Consider the following 16,575-nt stretch of genomic DNA (forward strand, 5'->3'; position numbering starts at 1 on the left):
CGCAGTTTTAATCTCGCAGTTTTAATCTCGCAGTTTTAATCTCGCAGTTTTAATCTCGCAGTTTTAATCTCGCAGTTTTAATCTCGCAGTTTTAATCTCGCAGTTTTAATCTCGCAGTGGAGAGCTGACAATGAAAGAAAAGACTACACGACGACACTTTCTGCGTAAGTCAACGGAAACAGCTGCGGTAGCGGCAGCCGTATCCACTTTGGGGGGAGTGCAAACGGCGGCCGCAGCTGAGAAAGAAAAAATAACTCTGGGGATTGTCGGCTGTGGTGGCATCATGGGCCACCATGTGTCAGGACTCGTCTCTCGCAATGAAGATGTCTCCTTCGCTTGGCTGTGCGACGTTGATCCGGGGCAAATGGAGCGAATGTCAGGCAGGGTAGCTGGATTCCAGCCTCAACAGCCAAAGCGAACGTCCCGTTACGAGGATGTGATACGCGATAAGAATGTCGATGCAATCATTATTGCCACGCCCCATCATTGGCATGCGCCGATTGCATTGGATGCGATGTCAGAAGGCAAAGATGTCTATATCGAGAAACCGATTTCCCACGTTTATAACGAAGGGCATGCCATTATTAAGGCGGCCAAAAAGTATGGGCGCGTCGTTCAACAAGGCAGTCAAATGCGAAGCAGTCCTGTCACGGCCAAAGCTGAAAAGTTGCTGCGTGATGGTGCAATCGGCGAAGTCAAGGTTGCGAAGGCGTGGACCGCAGAAACGCGACAAGTTACCAAGCCGATCGCTGATAGTGAGACGCCTGCTGGTGTTGATTACGATCGATGGCTCGGTCCCGCGCCCAAGCGGCCCTTCAATCGGCACCGTTTTCACGGGTCCTGGCGTATGTATCGAGATTATGGCAATGGTGAAATTGGCGATGATGGAATTCACGATCTTGACATGGCTTGTTGGGGCCTGGGCGTCGATACAGTTCCAAGTCAGATTACGGCACGAGGCAGTCGTATGATGTTACATGGTCACGCCAGCGAATATCCTGACAACATGGTGGTGTCTTATGAATATCCCGACGGGCGATTGCTCGTCTACGAGAATTATCCCTTTACTGCTTATGGGATACATGGCTTTGACAACGGAAATGTATTCTATGGCACCGAGGGTTATATGGTCTTTTCTCGCCGTGGTGCATTTAGTGTGTTCCAAGGCCCCAAGGGAACGCCCGGACCGACCGAAGGCAAAGAGCTTCGTGGCAAAAAAGGCTATGAAGAGCATATGGCCAACTTCTTGGATTCCGTGCGGACAAGAGATACCAAGACGCGGGCGGCGGCAGAGGTAGCCCACAACTCTTGTGCCTTGGTGCACTTCGGCGAAATCGCTTTTCGCACCCGCGGTCGCTTAGATTTTGACCATGCTGCACAGCAATTCGTTGACTGTGATGAGGCCAATAATATGTTGGCCAAGCATTATCGGGAACCTTATGGCTTAAACCAAGTTGTGAGTTAACAGGTAGGGGCGATCCTTGAGATGGAGAGCTCACCGTTGTACACAAATGGGAGTGTTGATGAGCAAAAATATATTGATTCAATTGGGACTGTTCGTTGCCTTATTGGTTGTGCTGAAATTTTTATTTCATTTGCATATAGCGATCATTGGTAGCGTCGTCATTACGGTGGTGCTCAGTCTGGTGCTGAGGATGTTTTCCTCACGATAAAAGGCGCTCACCAGTGAAGGTGAATGCAGTTCAGCGAGCAGTCCGTTAATTTGCCTGATCGCCATGTGGTCGCCAACATGAGTTTGTCGAGGATGACGAGATCTAGGAAACAAGGAAGTATTTGATGGCTAGAATGGACGGACTTCAGGATTCGACTGAAGCTCACATTGATCGTGCGTTCGCCCACCAACTCAAGCAGTTCGGGCAACAGCTGAAGCCGTACGAACTGTTCGCGAGGTGCCCCTCGATCTTTCGTGGTGTGGTTGGAATGTGGGGGGGGGGCTCGAGAGTGCTGGCTTGGTGAATCACGCACTGGTTGCGCTTGTCAATCGCCGTGTGGCCGAATTAAATGGCTGCGTCTTCTGACAGGATATCAACGCTGCCATTGGCAGTAAGCTCGGAGTCTCCGAAGCAAAGCTAATCGCCCTGTCCCAATATGAGTCGAGTGAGCTATTCCAGCAAAACGAAAAACTGGCCTTGGAATACGCCGATCGAATCACACGATCGGATCAGGATGTGAGTGATGAATTCTATGATCGTCTTAAGCGGGTTTTCAACGATGACGAGATTGTTGAGCTGACCGCGCATATCGCTTGGGAGAATTTTTCGAGTAAATTCAACCGAGCCCTCCGTGTTGAATCACAGCAGTTTTGGGAAACAACTCAGTCGTCATAAACGTCAATGTGGCGAATTTGGCCGCCAGGGCTGAAAGAACTGGAGGCGAATGTCGCAATAATCAGCTGACGGAATTCTCACAAAGAGTTTCTCGAGCTGCTGAAATTGAAACGTCCTGTCGTTGCCGATCGAGGAAGAAACTGACCTGCTCATATCCGCAACCTGCCAGTAAATCGAGGGCCACCAAGAAGCCGTCACCCACACGGGCCGGGATGTGGGCATCGGCGCCAATCACCACGGGGATTTCTCGGTCTCGCATTGCCTTGAGCATTTCTGGAAAGGGATTCATCTGGCGGATCGTTTTGTTGGCGCCCGACGTGTTCAGCTCCATGGCAATACCGGTGGCGGCAATCCGATCCAGAGCACGGCAGATGTCAGACATAATCGCCTGCGGATCCCAGCAACGCTGCGTATGGTTCTTAATCAGATCCGGATGAGAAATGCAGTCGAATAACTTCGTTTCCGCCGCCTGGGCTAACAGGGAGAAATAAGTGCGTTGGACCTCGCGCAGATCGTCCTGCCAATAAGTTTCCCGAAACTCGTCAATCTGCGGATGAACCGACCCGAGCACGTAATGGAAGTCGGCCGAGGCAATCTGCTGCTCGAGCCAGCTTTCGTAGCCCTCAAAGTAGTCGGCCTCAATCCCCAGTCGCACATCAACATGATCTTGGCAACTTTCGCGGGCACGAGCGACGAGGTCGACATATTCGTCGAATTCTTCCGGTGCCATTCGAACTCGTCGAGAAAATCCATCCGGCATCGGGTTGTGACAGGTGACTGTTAAGCCGGACAGTCCCCTTGCTGCTGCAACTTCGGCGTACTCTTCCGGTTCGCCGGATGCATGTTTGCACAGCGGGGTGTGCGAATGGGTTTCGTAAAGCATGCTTCAATCATAGAGGCAAAACAACTGTCAGGGTAGGTCAAGCCAATACTAATCAGGTTGGTTTGAGGATCGATGTAACGTTTGGGAGTTGTTGTTTACGGCGATGATTGGAGGGCTCAACAATCGGTTGCTTTGCTGTGCATTACGGTTTACCGCGGATGTTTTCTTCCCGCCCGATCTTGCTCTGCCCGCAAATATTGCAAAATGTAAGCGAGTTGACCGCAAAAAAAAAACCGCTCTCAACTTGGACGAACGGGGCTCATCTGTCTCAATTCGTTGACGTTAACCGAAACAAGGTCAGCGTCTGCTGAACAGTCTGAAAATCAATAATATCACCACGGCGCCTACCGTTGCTGTGATCAATTGTCCCAAGACACCACTTTCAAAAATGCCAATGGAACCCAAAAGGTAACCACCGACCACAGCACCGATAATGCCGAGGATGATGTCCGCGATGATGCCAAAACCACCGTTGCCAGTCAGCATGCCGGCAAAACAGCCCGCGAGTCCACCAATGATTAAAAACCAGATAATTTCCATCGAAATGCTCCTTGCACCCAACACTTTTTAGTAACTTTACTCTTATCATACCTCTTATTGGGGCGTCTGGCGGCAGGCCGTGGGAAGAGGGCTTGGTTTCTCGGCTGATTCGCGGATAATACGCTCGATTTTCTACCGATGGATTGAGCCTCTTCTGCGGAGAGGCTCGACGGCCAGCAGCATTGAACTGTTACGTGGAATCCAGGTCTGGGTAAAGGATGTTCGAATAACGCGGGCCCTTCGGGTGGATTTTGGCCCGAGATCGGATCACCTGCAACGATTGTTTTATCTGGGAAAGCGATTCGCGTTTGGTAGGATATAGAGCATCAGCATAGTGGTTTGATTCGGTTAAGCATCCTTCGGTGCCTGGGTCGATAGAGGTCTTACGCAATCGCAGCGTTGCAATCACCTCATGGTGATGATGAAACGAACTGCCTGCTGCCTTCCGGCAATGGAAGCAATGCGACCTGCCAACAATCGGACTCAGCTCTTTCATGGCGGAACGGTGTTTCGGGTCTGCGAAACTGGAGAATCGGTTACATGCGAGTGATCAATCTTTTGGCGGTCATGGCGATGGCGTCATCGATGGGCTGCGGCTCTTCGAGCCAAACGACGGTGGATAGTCAACGCTACCTATTGAGTGCTGAGCCGACCGGTGCGATTGGAATCATTGCTGCTCGAGAAGACACTGAAGACGGTGATACCCTCGTGATAGTTGGCAGGGTCGGCGGATCGAAGGATCCTTGGATTGACGGACGCGCGGCCTTCACCTTACTGGATGCAGCGGTAACGGTAGTTGGTGACGGCGAAGATTCGACAGAAAACGAGATGTGTCTGGCTGACTGTTGTGCATCGGAACGAATCGCTTGTACGGCGCTTGTAAAAGTCGTGGATGAAGCGGGTGCGTTGGTGCCGATCGACTCGCGGCTCTTGTTGGGACTCAATGATTCCGATCTTGTCGTTGTAGAAGGGATTGCCAAACGGGATGAGAGTGGGAATTTTGTGATGTTGGCCAACGGGGTCTACGTGCGCCGCTAACTTTTTGTGTAAGGCATGAACGCATGGTCCAGCGACGCCTTTTGCCTTGGGATTACGGCGTACGAAACCTCTTTCGCCGACCATCGCGTAGTGGTTTGACTTTGGTTGGCTTGACGATTGTCCTGCTATTGGTCCTCGTGGTGGTTGGATTTATACGCGGTCTGGAAGCTTCGCTGGCGGCGACTGGGAATCCCAACGTAGCCTTGGTGTACTCTCTCTCCTCAGCTGAAGACATTGAAAATTCAGCAATTCCTGCGAGGGTCGCAGGGCTGTTGACGGCGAGCGTCCGTGGCATCGGCCAGAGCTACGGAAGAGATCACGTCTCCCCCGAGCTCTATTTGGGGACGCGCATTACCACCGAAAATATCAGGAAACCCGGGATGGGGCTGGTCAGAGGCGTGACGATCAACGCGCCCCTGGTGCGGGACCAAGTTCAATTGGTCAAAGGCCACTGGCCGGAAGCTGGTGAGGTGATCGTTGGCCGATTAGTCCACTCGAAAATTGGCGCTGACCGCGACGACTTAGCAGTGGGTAGATCAATCGAGTTCGACGGAGCGAATTGGACCATCAGTGGTCGCTTTGTCGCGGCAGGATCCGCTTTCGAAGCGGAAGTGTGGGCCCCACTGGCTCAGTTGCAGACGACGCTTAAACGGCAGGATTTGAGTTTGGTTGCAGTGAGGATGCGCGATTCGAATGATTTGGCCGACGTTGATCTGTTTTGTCGAGAACGGGTTGATCTGGAGCTTAAATCGGTTGCGGAAAGTGAATATTATGCAGCGTTGCAAACTCACTATCGCCCCGTGAGAATGCTAGGCTGGATGGTCGTCGTGTTAATTTCGGGCTCGGGTGTGTTTGCTGGGCTAAATACCATGTATGGTGCCGTCGTCGGACGCGTTCGCGAGTTAGCTACCTTACAGGCGATGGGCTTTCGTCGTCGTGCCATTCTCCTGACACTGGTCCAAGAGGCCACGTTGCTGGCCTGTGCCGGAGCCTTGGCCGCCAGCACCATTGGGCTGGTCTTCATCGACGGACTTGCCGTACGGTTCACGATGGGGGCCTTCATGCTTGAAATCGATAGTTTGGCCATCGCAATCGCCTGTGGCGTTGCCTTGTTGCTTGGAATGCTGGGGGCTTTGCCTGCGGCGATCAAAGCCATGAGATTACCTGTCGTGGAAGCCATTCGAGCCGTCTAATTGGTAACGAAGGCGATGCAAAGATTTAATTTATGAATGACTCACGGAAGCTTGATTTGAAGCAACTAATCGTCGATCGAAAGGATTCCGACGGAAAGAAGTTGCTGCGCATCAACCCGACCTGGTGGACGCGATATGTGTTACCTGCGTTGGTCTTGCTTGCGTTCGGAACATTGTTTCTTTGGTCGGCTCGTCATTCCTTAATGCCCGCCGTTGATGTTTCCATCGTGCCGGTCGTCGTCAGTCGTGTTGAGGTAAAGCAGGAGGGTGCGACCCTTTTTCAAGCTGCTGGGTGGATCGAACCTCGCCCCACCCCCGTGATCGTGTCGGCACAGGCATCGGGAGTCATCGATCAAATTCTGGTCGTCGAAGGCCAGCGTGTGACGAAAGATCAAGCCTTAGCGATGTTGATCGACACCGACGCCAAGTTGGCTGTCTCCGAGGCGATTGCCAATCACGATCTGCAAAAAGCCGAAGTTCTGCGCGCCCAGGCCATTTTGGTCGCCGCGCAACAGAATCACGCAAATCCACTCGACCTGCGTGCGGATCTGGCAGAAGCTCAAATAATATTAGCCAAAACCGAAACCGAATTAAGTGACCTTGGCTTTCAGCTGCAAACGGCAAAGAACAATCGTGATCTGGCAGAGGCTAATTTGGCTGGAAAACGGCAGGCCGGTGATGCAATCTCAGGAAGGGCTTTGCGCGAAGCGGACGCTCTCTTTTTCTCGGCTCTCGGTAAGTACAACGAACTGGTCGCCCGTCAACCGCGACTCGAAACGCAGTTGAGCTCTGTGCGAGATCGCCGCGACGCGCTTGCCGAAAAGCTTTCGTTGAAAACAGAAGAACAACGCAGCTTGGCAATTGCCAACGCCAGTTTGGCAGCCAGTCAAGCACGTTTGCGACAAAAGAAATTGGCGGTCGAGGCGGCCAACTTGCAACTGGAACGAATGGTCGTCAAATCACCCATTCATGGCTTCGTTCTCAGTCTCGAATCCCGACCGGGTGAAAGATTGTCTGGGCTCAATCCTCATTCCGCCCAAGGTTCGAGCGCTGTGGCGAGTCTTTATGATCCGAATAATTTGCAGGTTCGAGTTGACGTGCGACTTGAGGATGTGCCACAGGTGCAACTTGGGCAACCTGTTTCAATCCAAACCGTAGCGGCCAGTCAGCGGTTTGTTGGAGAGGTGTTAGCAGTCACAACGAAGGCCGACATTCAAAAGAACACGCTCCAGGTCAAGATTGCGATTAGCTCACCACCGGAAGTGATCAAACCGGAAATGTTGGCCAAAGTGACATTCCTTGCGCCGCCCTCCCCCTTCGAAGTGGAAGATCAACTGAGTTCGCCATTACGTGTTTATGTGCCACAACCACTCGTAATCAAGAATGCCGGACAAACGAGTATTTGGCTTGCGGATATCACCCAACAAGTGGCGGTGCTCAAAAATATCACTTTGGGGAGTCAGGACTTTGGTGGTGCCCTTGTAGAAGTCACCGAAGGACTCTCAGCCACGGACAAGCTGATCGTCAACGGCCAGCAAAAGCTGGTAAATGGGAAACGCATTCGGGTGTCATCCGCCAACGCTAATTCGGGTGGTGCGGTCGCATATCAAGCCCGTGCGACTGCATCGTTAAAAAAGTGATAACGAAAGGGAGTTTTTGATGTCGCTGGTGAATGTGATTAACGTCACCAAAGAGTACGCAAATGGCGACGAGGCGATTCGTCCGCTGGACGGAGTTTCGCTTTCGATTGCGAAAGGGGACTTTGCATCTCTCATGGGGGCTAGCGGAAGCGGAAAAAGCACGCTGCTCAATTTGATCGCCGGTATCGACCAGGCAAACTCAGGTCAGATTATTGTGGAGGGGACAGATATTACCGAATTGTCTCGAGGTGATTTGGCGGATTGGAGGGCCTCGCACATTGGTTATATCTTTCAGACCCATAACTTGATTCCCGTGTTGACGGCGTATGAAAATATCGAGTTGCCGTTGTTGCTGCTTTCGATGAGTAACTCGGAACGGAGGAAGCGAGTCGACGTGGCACTCCAGGCCGTGGATCTAACCTCCCGTGCTTCCCATTACCCGCGGCAAATGTCGGGAGGGCAGGAGCAGCGAGTCGGTATTGCCAGAGCGATTGTCGCCAATCCAACAATCGTGGTTGCCGATGAACCAACTGGAAGTTTGGACGATGAGACCACCGAGCAAATCCTTGTTTTGCTTGAACGAGTAAACCGTGAGTTGGGTATGACGTTGTTGTTGGTGACCCATGATAGTGAGGCCGGCTCACGTGCAGATCGTCAGATACGTCTAGAACGTGGGCGACTCTTCGAAGATGGGAAGCGAACCGTTGTTGGACAGGGAGTGGCTTGACGTGTTCCGTTTCACACCCTACCTCATTAAAGGTCTCTGGCGACATCGCACGCGCACGCTGCTTACGGTCAGCGGTACGGCCGTCGCACTGCTCGTGTTCTGTTTCGTCGGATCCGTTCAACAAGGGTTGAATGCACTCACGAAAGGGAGCGAAGCGGGACGCACGTTAGTGGTTTTTCAAGAAAATCGCTTCTGTCCACAAAGCAGTCGGTTACCGCAAGATTACTCCAGTGAAGTAAAGCGAATCGCGGGTGTCACTGAAGTGATTCCCATTAAAGTGTTCACCAATAATTGCCGAGCAAGCTTAGATGCAATTGTTTTTCAGGGGCTCGCATCCGAACAACTTCGCCGTTGGCGTGAGTTGGATCTAGTTGCGGGAGATTGGAGCGAATTCGACCGGCACCAGGATGGTGCTGTGGTCGGTCAGGCCGTCGCTCTCCGTCGCGGATTGTCCGTGGGAGATAAATTTACCATTGGTGAAGTGTCCGTCGTTGTGGCGGGAATCTCTAAATCCAACGTTGCTGCGGAAAACAACGTTATCTACACGCACCTCGATTTCTTACAGCGAGCCCGAGGAGAAAATGACACGGGCACCGTGACACAATTCGAAGTGCGGCTTGATGAATCTGCTGATGCCGAGTTGGCAGCCAAACAAATCGACGTACTTTTTCACAGTGGCCCGATCGCTACCTCCACACGAACCAAAGGCATGTTTCAAGCGGATACCCTGGCTGACTTGGCCGAGTTAATTGGTTTTGTGCATTGGCTGGGATATGCATGTGTCGGACTTGTGTTGTCATTGGTGGCAACAACGACGGTCATGTCAGTTCAAGATCGAATTAAAGAACATGCTGTGTTGCAGACTCTTGGGGTACGACCTGCTGGCGTATTTCGATTGATTATTGCCGAAAGCATGCTCATGAGTACTTTGGGGGGATTGTTCGGTGTGCTGGTGAGCGGGCTCCTGCTAAGCGTCTCGCAAATGTCAGTTGCTGCGGAGGGCGTGACCATCGCTTTCCAGCCATCCATTTTTCTGGCGACTGAGGGACTCCTGATCGCCGTCGCAGTTGGATTGCTTGCCGGTATTACACCTGCTTGGCAGGCTGCTCATGCAGCAATCGTGCCCGCGTTACGTCATACCTAAGGTCAGGCCGTTAAGCTTTTCCTTCCGGTACGAACGATCTTCTGACGGACTGTCCCAGCCCAACTCCAGATTCAATGGTTGTAATGCGTTTGTTCCTCTTCTGTTTTTTGGGAACGGCGAGCATTAGAAAAAGGGCGCTCCTGCACCCTGGCAGAGAGTCATTCACCGCGGTCTCTCCCGGCGAGGAAACGAGAGGGAATCTCAATCCTCGATGGTGGCAAGACACCCTTGCAGAATCCGCGGCGGGTCGGAGTCTGTTGAGGGGCGAAAGGTGGATTATTCGCCCTGTCCCAGCCGCCAGGTCAACGAGTGTTCGGCTCGAATAAGCAGTTTTCCATCTTTCCTGTTCAACCTGAAGTTCCAGTGGATTGGCGGTGATGGGAGTTGTTGTTGGATTTGTACCGTTTGTCCGGAAGCTTCGGCTATTTCAATCGTATTATCCCCTGAATATAACGGGTCCTAGAGTAGCCTAACGTGCTGATATGGTTTACATTCTCGGAATATTTACATTTTCTTCATATCCCGCCGTGCTCGCTTCGACAGGAGATACAGACTTTGGAATCGAAAGACCTTTTAAAGCTTGTGTTTGAACTTGTGGGTGGTCTCGGAATTTTTCTGCTCGGCATGAAATACATGTCGGAGGGCATGCAAACCGTCGCGGGAAAAAGTTTGCGGAAGTTGATCAGCGCTGTCACGACAAATCGCTTTTTCGCGACGATCGTTGGGGTGATTGTCACTTGCGTGGTTCAATCCAGTTCGATCACGACCGTCATGGTCGTAGGATTTGTGAACAGTGGCCTCATGGAATTAACCCAGGCCATTGGAGTCATTTTGGGTGCCAATATTGGCACGACGATCACGGGTTGGATCCTAGTGCTTAAGATCGGCAAATATGGACTTCCCTTGTTGGGATTTGGTGCCTTTGGCTATTTGTTCTCAAAAGGCGATCGCTATCGTTATTGGGCGATGGTTTTTATGGGCGTCGGTATGGTCTTCTTTGGTCTTGAGCTAATGAAAGACGCCTGCGGTCTAATCAAAGACATGCCTGAATTCGAATTGTGGTTCCAACGTTTTCAAGCCAACAGTTATTTGGGTGTACTCCAATGTGCGCTGGCAGGTTGCATCTTGACGATGATGGTGCAATCCTCTTCCGCCACATTAGGCATTACCATTTCCCTCGCGTTTCAGGGCATTATCTCCTACGAAACGGCAGCGGCCTTGGTGTTGGGTGAAAATATTGGGACGACGATCACTGCAATCCTGGCTTCTCTTGGCGCAACGACCAATGCGCGTCGTGCGGCATATTTCCATGTAATCTTCAACATGATTGGTGTGTTATGGATCACTGCTCTCTTCCAGCCCTACATTGAATTAGTGCAATGGATTGTTGGTGAGGATGTCAGCAAAGCAGTCATGGTGAATGGTCAAGAGACATTCCCGAATACAACGATGGCGATTGCGGCAACGCACACAATCTTTAATGTTTCAAACACGTTTTTGTTTTTACCTTTCGTCCCCTTCTTCACTCGTTTGCTGACTCGATTGGTGCCGTCGAAGGAATTCAAGGAGCAACCCCATCTCACGGATCTCGATGTACGCATCCTAGAAACACCACCGTTGGCGATCGAACAATCCAGGCGAGAAATAGAAAAAATGGGGGCAAGCTGCGCGGAGATGTTAGATTGGCTGGCTCAGTTACTGCGAGATGACGATCCTGACCGATCCATGGGAGATCGATTGCAGCAGCGCGAAGACGAATTGGACACAGTGCATGACGAAATTGCCGCCTTTGTCACCAATCTGCTCTCAGCGAATGTGCCTCATTCGATCGCGGACGAAGGCCGACGACAATTACGCATGGCGGACGAGTATGAATCCGTAAGTGATTACGTTGCGAATCTCGACACGTTCGATCGGAAGCTTCGACGTGACGGACATCGCTTTACAGGCGAGCAGCGTGAAGGCCTGATCGCGATAAATGAACAGTTGATGGAATATCAGGCCAAAATCAACTCAGCACTGACCCAGGATAATCGCAACGTCGTTACGGAGACGGAGTCGTTGTCCAATCGGATCAAGGAAGAAGTGAAGCAACTGAGAAGGCGACACTTGGATCAAATTTCGTCCGGAGAGATCTCTCCACAGTTGACTGTTGCTTTTCTAGCGGCCCTGAACGCGTATTCGCGAGTGCGCGACCACATCAGTAACATCGCAGAGGCTGTGTGTGGCGAAAAATAAGTACTGCGTCTGGTGAGATCTTTGCCCGACGCAACTCGGCGTGGCTGCTTGACGCACCTTGTATCGTATTAGGTGGCGCCACGTGAGTACGATCTCGAAGGAAGTTGCGAATCTTCGGTTTTTGATTCTGTCGATTGGCAAATTGGCCGTCGAAATGGTCGATAAGGCTGTTGAAGCGTGTGATTCGAATCATCGATATGAATTAGTTCTGGAGGTTTTAAAAGCCGAATCTGCTTTAGATCGAATGCAACTGGCAATCGATTCGTAGGCCGTTCGCACGCTTACGGTTCATCGTCCCGTGGCCTCTGATTAGCGGTTTATGATCACGGGCTCCCGAATCGTTAGTGAGCTAGAACGGATTGGCGATCAAGCCAACAATCGCTGCGAGATTCTTCAATTTGCAGCGAGCAAAAACGTATTCGACATGGATGCCTAAGTCGAGCATCGTTGCGGAAATGTTGTCGGATGCTTGAGAAGCATTTAGCAAGAGTCATGTTTCGCTGGTAAGGGCAACAATCGCCTTAGATGATCTGGTCGATGTGCTGAATGATCCGATCACACAGGATCTTCTTAGTGATGAGCGGGTCCGCGATGCGATCGCGGGAGGAAATCGCATCGGCAGAGGGTTTATTCAGATGATTGTTGCGAGAGCCTTGGAACGAATTGCTGATCACGCAACGAATATCAGTGAAGAGGTTATCTACCTTGTCAAGGGCGAGGATATTCGTCACAACGATAGCGATGCGACAAAGCCTGATTGAGCCTTTCATGAGGCAGTTTTATCGGGTATCGCTTCGGCGTGATCTTTTTGTCAAAGCGTTACTGGCAAGATCATTTGGGCGGTAGTTGTAAGTCGGCAGTTGTTAGGCTCACATTCGCACCTTGTTGAGGTACCTTCAAATGCGAGGTCCAGAGAATCGCATTTACAATCGTTTTTCGAAACGCTTCGATCTGAAAGTTGCGATAGAAATGACCCAGAGTGGTCCCATAGGAACGACCGCCGTTGGGCCGCTGATACGCCCAACCCACAATCACATCTTCTTCTTTCGTGGTTACTTGCAGTAGCGGGGTTGCCCCGCGCATGACAGGTTTCAGATAGAACTCATCATGTAATTCATAGTCTTGCCAGCCACGACATATCGGGTGTTTTGCATCCAGTTGGTTGAGCTGGGACGATTCGGTGCTGAGGCCATAATTGGAAACCCAGAATCCACCAAGATATTCCCCCCAAGGTTTGCCGAGTCGATCGAGGTTTTTTTCATAAACGGAGGATGCCCAATGGATCGTCACCAAACCGACTCCATCTCGGAGCATCTGATGGACCTCATTCGCCCCAGGACCGTCGAGCAGGAACTCAGCTCCGGGTGATGAATAGAGCACAATTGTTTTGATGCCCTTCAATCGTTCGGGATCTTGGGGCCACCCCTGAGAAATGACGGTTTCGATTTGCCCCGTCTTTTGGAGGCATTTTGCCAGCAAGTTGGAGGTGTGCATGTACATGTGGGTGCCATGCGGGTGGTCAGGCTGCTTGCCCACCAGGAGCACTTTTGCTTTTTCGATTTCTGCCGCTGAAAGTTGATGCGAGAGGATTAGTCCCAGCATGGCTCCAAGAAGGATAAACAGAGAGTTCGAGGATTTCATGAAGTCTCCCGACACGAGGCTGTGTTGACCGTGTATGCTTACGATGGATGCTGCGACAACTGTTTTGACTACAGAATACAATTCCTAATGGTCAATTTCAATTAGCGGACGACCGCTGTTTGGTGATTATGATGCCCGCATTTGATGTCGAAGTTCAAGTTAGTCGCTTTTGGTCGAAAGCGTTGCAATCCGGTCGGATGCTCCGTGCCCTGAGGGGCAGCGCGTTTGCCCTGCTGGCGATCTTTTCGGGAACGGTCGCAGTCAGAGCCGATACAAATTTCGAGTCGAAAGTTGCCCCCTTGTTGATAAAACGCTGCGTCGAATGCCATCAGGGTCGCGAGCCGGCGGGAGGGCTGTCATTGACGACTCAGGCGGGATTAAAGAACGGTGGGGATTCAGGTGCTGTTATCGACCCCGAGAATGCAGATGAGAGTCACTTGTTACAGCGTGTTGTTGCAGGCGAGATGCCGCCCGAGCAGCAGGGCCGGGCAGAAAAATTGTCGGAGACAGAGATACGCATTCTGCAGAATTGGTTGCGCAGCGGTGCCGTCTGGCCAGACGAGCGAGAATTGGATTTCTTCGAACGCACGAATGATCAACGTGCGGGTCGTGATTGGTGGTCCCTCCAGCCAATTATCAAGCCGCCAGTCCCACAACTGCAAAAACATCCGCAACCCGAAAACCCGATCGACGCTTTTATTTTAGCGCGGTTGGAAGCAGAAGGTTTTTCACCGGCTCCTTCCGCTGATCGACGAACATTGATTCGGCGTGTCTACTTTGATCTGATCGGATTGCCTCCCTCATTACGTGAGGTGGACGATTTTCTGGAGGACAATTCTTCGACCGCCTGGGAAAGGTTGGTGGATCGTTTGCTCGCTACGCCACAATACGGTGAGCGCTGGGGGCGGTATTGGTTAGACCTGGCCCGATATGCCGATACGAGTGGCTATGAACGAGATCAGGAAAAGCTTTTTGCATGGCGTTATCGTGACTGGGTGGTGAACGCCTTCAACTCGGATATGCCCTACCGGCAATTCATTACCGAGCAGTTGGCGGGTGACGAGATTTCAGAGCGAAATGAGCAATCGGTTATTGCAACCGGATTCTTGCGGCTTGGCGCGTGGAATGACGAGCCCAATGATCCCGCTGACTATCACTACGAGCGGTTAGAAGATCTGGTGCATACGACGTCGTCTGCGTTTCTAGCACTCACTGTTAAATGCGCTCGTTGCCACGCCCATAAGTTCGACGCGATCAAGCAGGAAGATTATTATCGCATGGCCACCGCGTTTTGGCCCGGATTAGAGACAGGAGGCAAACGCGAACAGCTCGGTGGGCCAACCGCGGAAATACTCGGTTTTCCCAATGTGCTTGGTTGGACTGATTTGGACGCCCGCCCTGCTCCGTTATATCTCTTAAAAGACGGTGAGCGGTTGCAGCCCATGGAAGAAGTTATTCCTGCAACTCTTTCATCGATCCCTTCCTTGGAACGGCATTTTTTACCGCCCGAATCGACTTCCCGCACGACGGGGCGGCGTCTCCAGCTGGCTCAGTGGATTGCCGATCCGGAACACCCATTAGCGCCACGGGTATTGGTAAACCGTCTCTGGTTGCACCACTTTGGACAAGCGATTGTACGGACCCCGAATAACTTTGGATTTCTGGCTGATCCCCCCACTCACCCACGGTTGCTGGACTGGCTCGCCGCAGAATTCGTGGCAAATGGCGGGCGAATGAAGGCCATCCATCGACTTATTCTTACTTCCTCAACTTGGCAGCAATCGAGTCTGCCTCCCAACGCTCGTGAGCTAGAAAAGCGGGATCCGGCCAATCGGTGGCATGGGCGGGCCAACCGTCGAAGACACGATGCTGAAACCTTGCGAGACTCGTTGCTGGCGTCAAGCGGTGAACTCGATCTGACTCGTGGGGGGCCAGGGTTCAAACCGACGATAAGTTCGAACGCTCTGGAGGGTCTGTCTCGGAAGTCGAAGGCTTGGCAGGCTTCGGCACCGCATGAACAAAAACGTCGCAGTCTCTATCTGTATCTGAAACGAGGACTGTTGCCGCCCATGATGACCACATTTGACCTGTGTGATCCGACTCAATCGTGCGGTAAACGGGATATCACCACTGTCCCCACTCAGGCATTGGCTTTGCTTAATAATCGTTTTGTGCACGATCGCAGTCAAAACCTGGCATCGCGAATCACGAAACAAGCATCCGATGTTGATACCCAGATCGGTCTTGCGTGGACCCACGTCTTGTCCAGAAAACCTTCCGATCACGAATTTAAATTATCACGACGGCACTTGTTAACGCAGCAACGGATCTATTCGGTAAGTCACGATCAACAATCAAACAACGACTTGCACTCGCAATTATTGGCGAACGATCTGGTGTTACACCTGCAGGCCAATCAAGCAAACGTATCGAAGAGTTCAAATTCGCAGGTCGCCAAATGGGAAGATCTCTCAGCAGCGGCTCACCACGCGCACCAAGCTGCTGCGAATGCTCAGCCTGTTTTGGTGGAAAATGGATTTGGGAAATATCCGATCGTCAAATTTGACGGAACAAATGATTTCCTCCGCTTGGATGGCCAACTCCTCGATTCGACAACCTTCACCATCATCGGTGTGGTCAACGACGAGAAAGATCGAGGGCACCGGGAGATTCTTTCGAATTGGAATGGAGCGAAGGGGAACGCCACGAGTTCGCTATTCTTGGGACTGACCGAGACAAATACCGTGCGATTCACTGATCGTTTGCCCAATTTCGGTGTAGTCACGGCTCGGCGGGAGCCATTTATTCTTTCCGCTGTAAGCAGATCGGATGAGGTCGAAATGTTTCAGAACGGCCGCTTGCTCTCCACTGGCCCTGCCTTGAGCGATCGTCGACTCGACACCGCATGGGTAATCGGACAGCAAGGTAATATTAACGGCGAATTTTGGCAGGGTGGGATCGCTGAGCTGCTTGTTTTTCGGCGAGCGCTCACCTCCTCAGAACGTCGCCAAATTGAGCGAGGCTTAGCCGAACGCTACCAGCTGCCTTTGACGAACGCCGTTCGGTTCACGGCAAGGAGTCGCGCTGTCGCATCGTTATGTCATGTTTTGATGAATTCTAATGAGTTTATCTACATTGACTGATCGAGAACTGATTTTGAATTCCCCAAGCGTTATGTTGATA

Annotated in this window: 14 protein-coding genes and 1 pseudogene; 12 read left to right on the top strand and 3 right to left on the bottom strand. The window is 51.7% G+C overall.

Annotated elements, in window-relative coordinates; all coding sequences use genetic code 11:
• Positions 1–130: 130 nt before the first annotated feature.
• The 3 genes from P8N76_15335 to P8N76_15345 all read left to right on the top strand — a co-directional run bounded on the left by P8N76_15335 (position 131) and on the right by P8N76_15345 (position 2,348).
• Positions 131–1,465 carry a Gfo/Idh/MocA family oxidoreductase gene (locus P8N76_15335; protein ID MDG2383040.1) on the top strand — a complete coding sequence of 445 codons (1,335 nt, stop codon included), beginning with the start codon at positions 131–133 and terminating at the stop codon, positions 1,463–1,465.
• 58 nt (positions 1,466–1,523) lie between these two features.
• Entirely contained in the window at positions 1,524–1,673 is a 150-nt protein-coding gene (locus P8N76_15340) for a hypothetical protein (protein MDG2383041.1), read from the top strand.
• A gap of 477 nt (positions 1,674–2,150) precedes the next feature.
• Positions 2,151–2,348, top strand: a complete 198-nt coding sequence (locus P8N76_15345) for a hypothetical protein (protein MDG2383042.1) — start codon at positions 2,151–2,153, stop codon at positions 2,346–2,348.
• A gap of 61 nt (positions 2,349–2,409) precedes the next feature.
• On the opposite strand, the gene P8N76_15350 is transcribed toward P8N76_15345, so the two are convergent.
• Entirely contained in the window at positions 2,410–3,231 is an 822-nt protein-coding gene (locus P8N76_15350; GenBank protein ID MDG2383043.1) for a histidinol-phosphatase, read from the bottom strand.
• A gap of 297 nt (positions 3,232–3,528) precedes the next feature.
• On the bottom strand, positions 3,529–3,771 hold the full coding sequence (locus P8N76_15355) for a GlsB/YeaQ/YmgE family stress response membrane protein (protein ID MDG2383044.1): 243 nt from the start codon (positions 3,769–3,771) through the stop codon (positions 3,529–3,531).
• A 399-nt stretch (positions 3,772–4,170) separates the two neighbouring features.
• Between P8N76_15355 and P8N76_15360 the strand changes: the two genes are divergently transcribed.
• The 8 genes and pseudogenes from P8N76_15360 (at position 4,171) to P8N76_15395 (ending at position 12,512) form a co-directional block, all read left to right on the top strand.
• Positions 4,171–4,809, top strand: coding sequence for a hypothetical protein (locus tag P8N76_15360; protein MDG2383045.1), 639 nt, complete (start codon positions 4,171–4,173; stop codon positions 4,807–4,809).
• Positions 4,810–4,832: 23 nt separating this feature from the next.
• Positions 4,833–6,002, top strand: coding sequence for an ABC transporter permease (locus P8N76_15365; protein ID MDG2383046.1), 1,170 nt, complete (start codon positions 4,833–4,835; stop codon positions 6,000–6,002).
• A 32-nt stretch (positions 6,003–6,034) separates the two neighbouring features.
• Positions 6,035–7,642: an efflux RND transporter periplasmic adaptor subunit gene (locus tag P8N76_15370; GenBank protein ID MDG2383047.1), complete on the top strand. Its 1,608-nt coding sequence runs from the start codon at positions 6,035–6,037 to the stop codon at positions 7,640–7,642.
• Positions 7,643–7,661: 19 nt separating this feature from the next.
• Complete coding sequence (locus P8N76_15375; protein ID MDG2383048.1) at positions 7,662–8,369, top strand: ABC transporter ATP-binding protein; 708 nt, start codon at positions 7,662–7,664, stop codon at positions 8,367–8,369.
• Position 8,370: 1 nt separating this feature from the next.
• On the top strand, positions 8,371–9,513 hold the full coding sequence (locus P8N76_15380) for an ABC transporter permease (protein ID MDG2383049.1): 1,143 nt from the start codon (positions 8,371–8,373) through the stop codon (positions 9,511–9,513).
• 555 nt (positions 9,514–10,068) lie between these two features.
• Positions 10,069–11,751, top strand: a complete 1,683-nt coding sequence (locus P8N76_15385) for a Na/Pi cotransporter family protein (GenBank protein MDG2383050.1) — start codon at positions 10,069–10,071, stop codon at positions 11,749–11,751.
• A gap of 82 nt (positions 11,752–11,833) precedes the next feature.
• Positions 11,834–12,019, top strand: coding sequence for a hypothetical protein (locus tag P8N76_15390; protein ID MDG2383051.1), 186 nt, complete (start codon positions 11,834–11,836; stop codon positions 12,017–12,019).
• 220 nt (positions 12,020–12,239) lie between these two features.
• Positions 12,240–12,512 (top strand): annotated as a pseudogene (locus tag P8N76_15395) (PhoU domain-containing protein).
• 70 nt (positions 12,513–12,582) lie between these two features.
• Here the strand turns inward: P8N76_15395 and P8N76_15400 are convergent.
• Positions 12,583–13,392, bottom strand: coding sequence for a ThuA domain-containing protein (locus P8N76_15400; GenBank protein MDG2383052.1), 810 nt, complete (start codon positions 13,390–13,392; stop codon positions 12,583–12,585).
• A gap of 128 nt (positions 13,393–13,520) precedes the next feature.
• On the opposite strand from P8N76_15400, the gene P8N76_15405 reads away from it, so the two are divergent.
• Positions 13,521–16,535, top strand: a complete 3,015-nt coding sequence (locus P8N76_15405) for a DUF1549 domain-containing protein (GenBank protein ID MDG2383053.1) — start codon at positions 13,521–13,523, stop codon at positions 16,533–16,535.
• Positions 16,536–16,575 lie beyond the last annotated feature (40 nt).

Source organism: Pirellulaceae bacterium (assembly GCA_029243025.1).
Taxonomy (GTDB): domain Bacteria; phylum Planctomycetota; class Planctomycetia; order Pirellulales; family Pirellulaceae.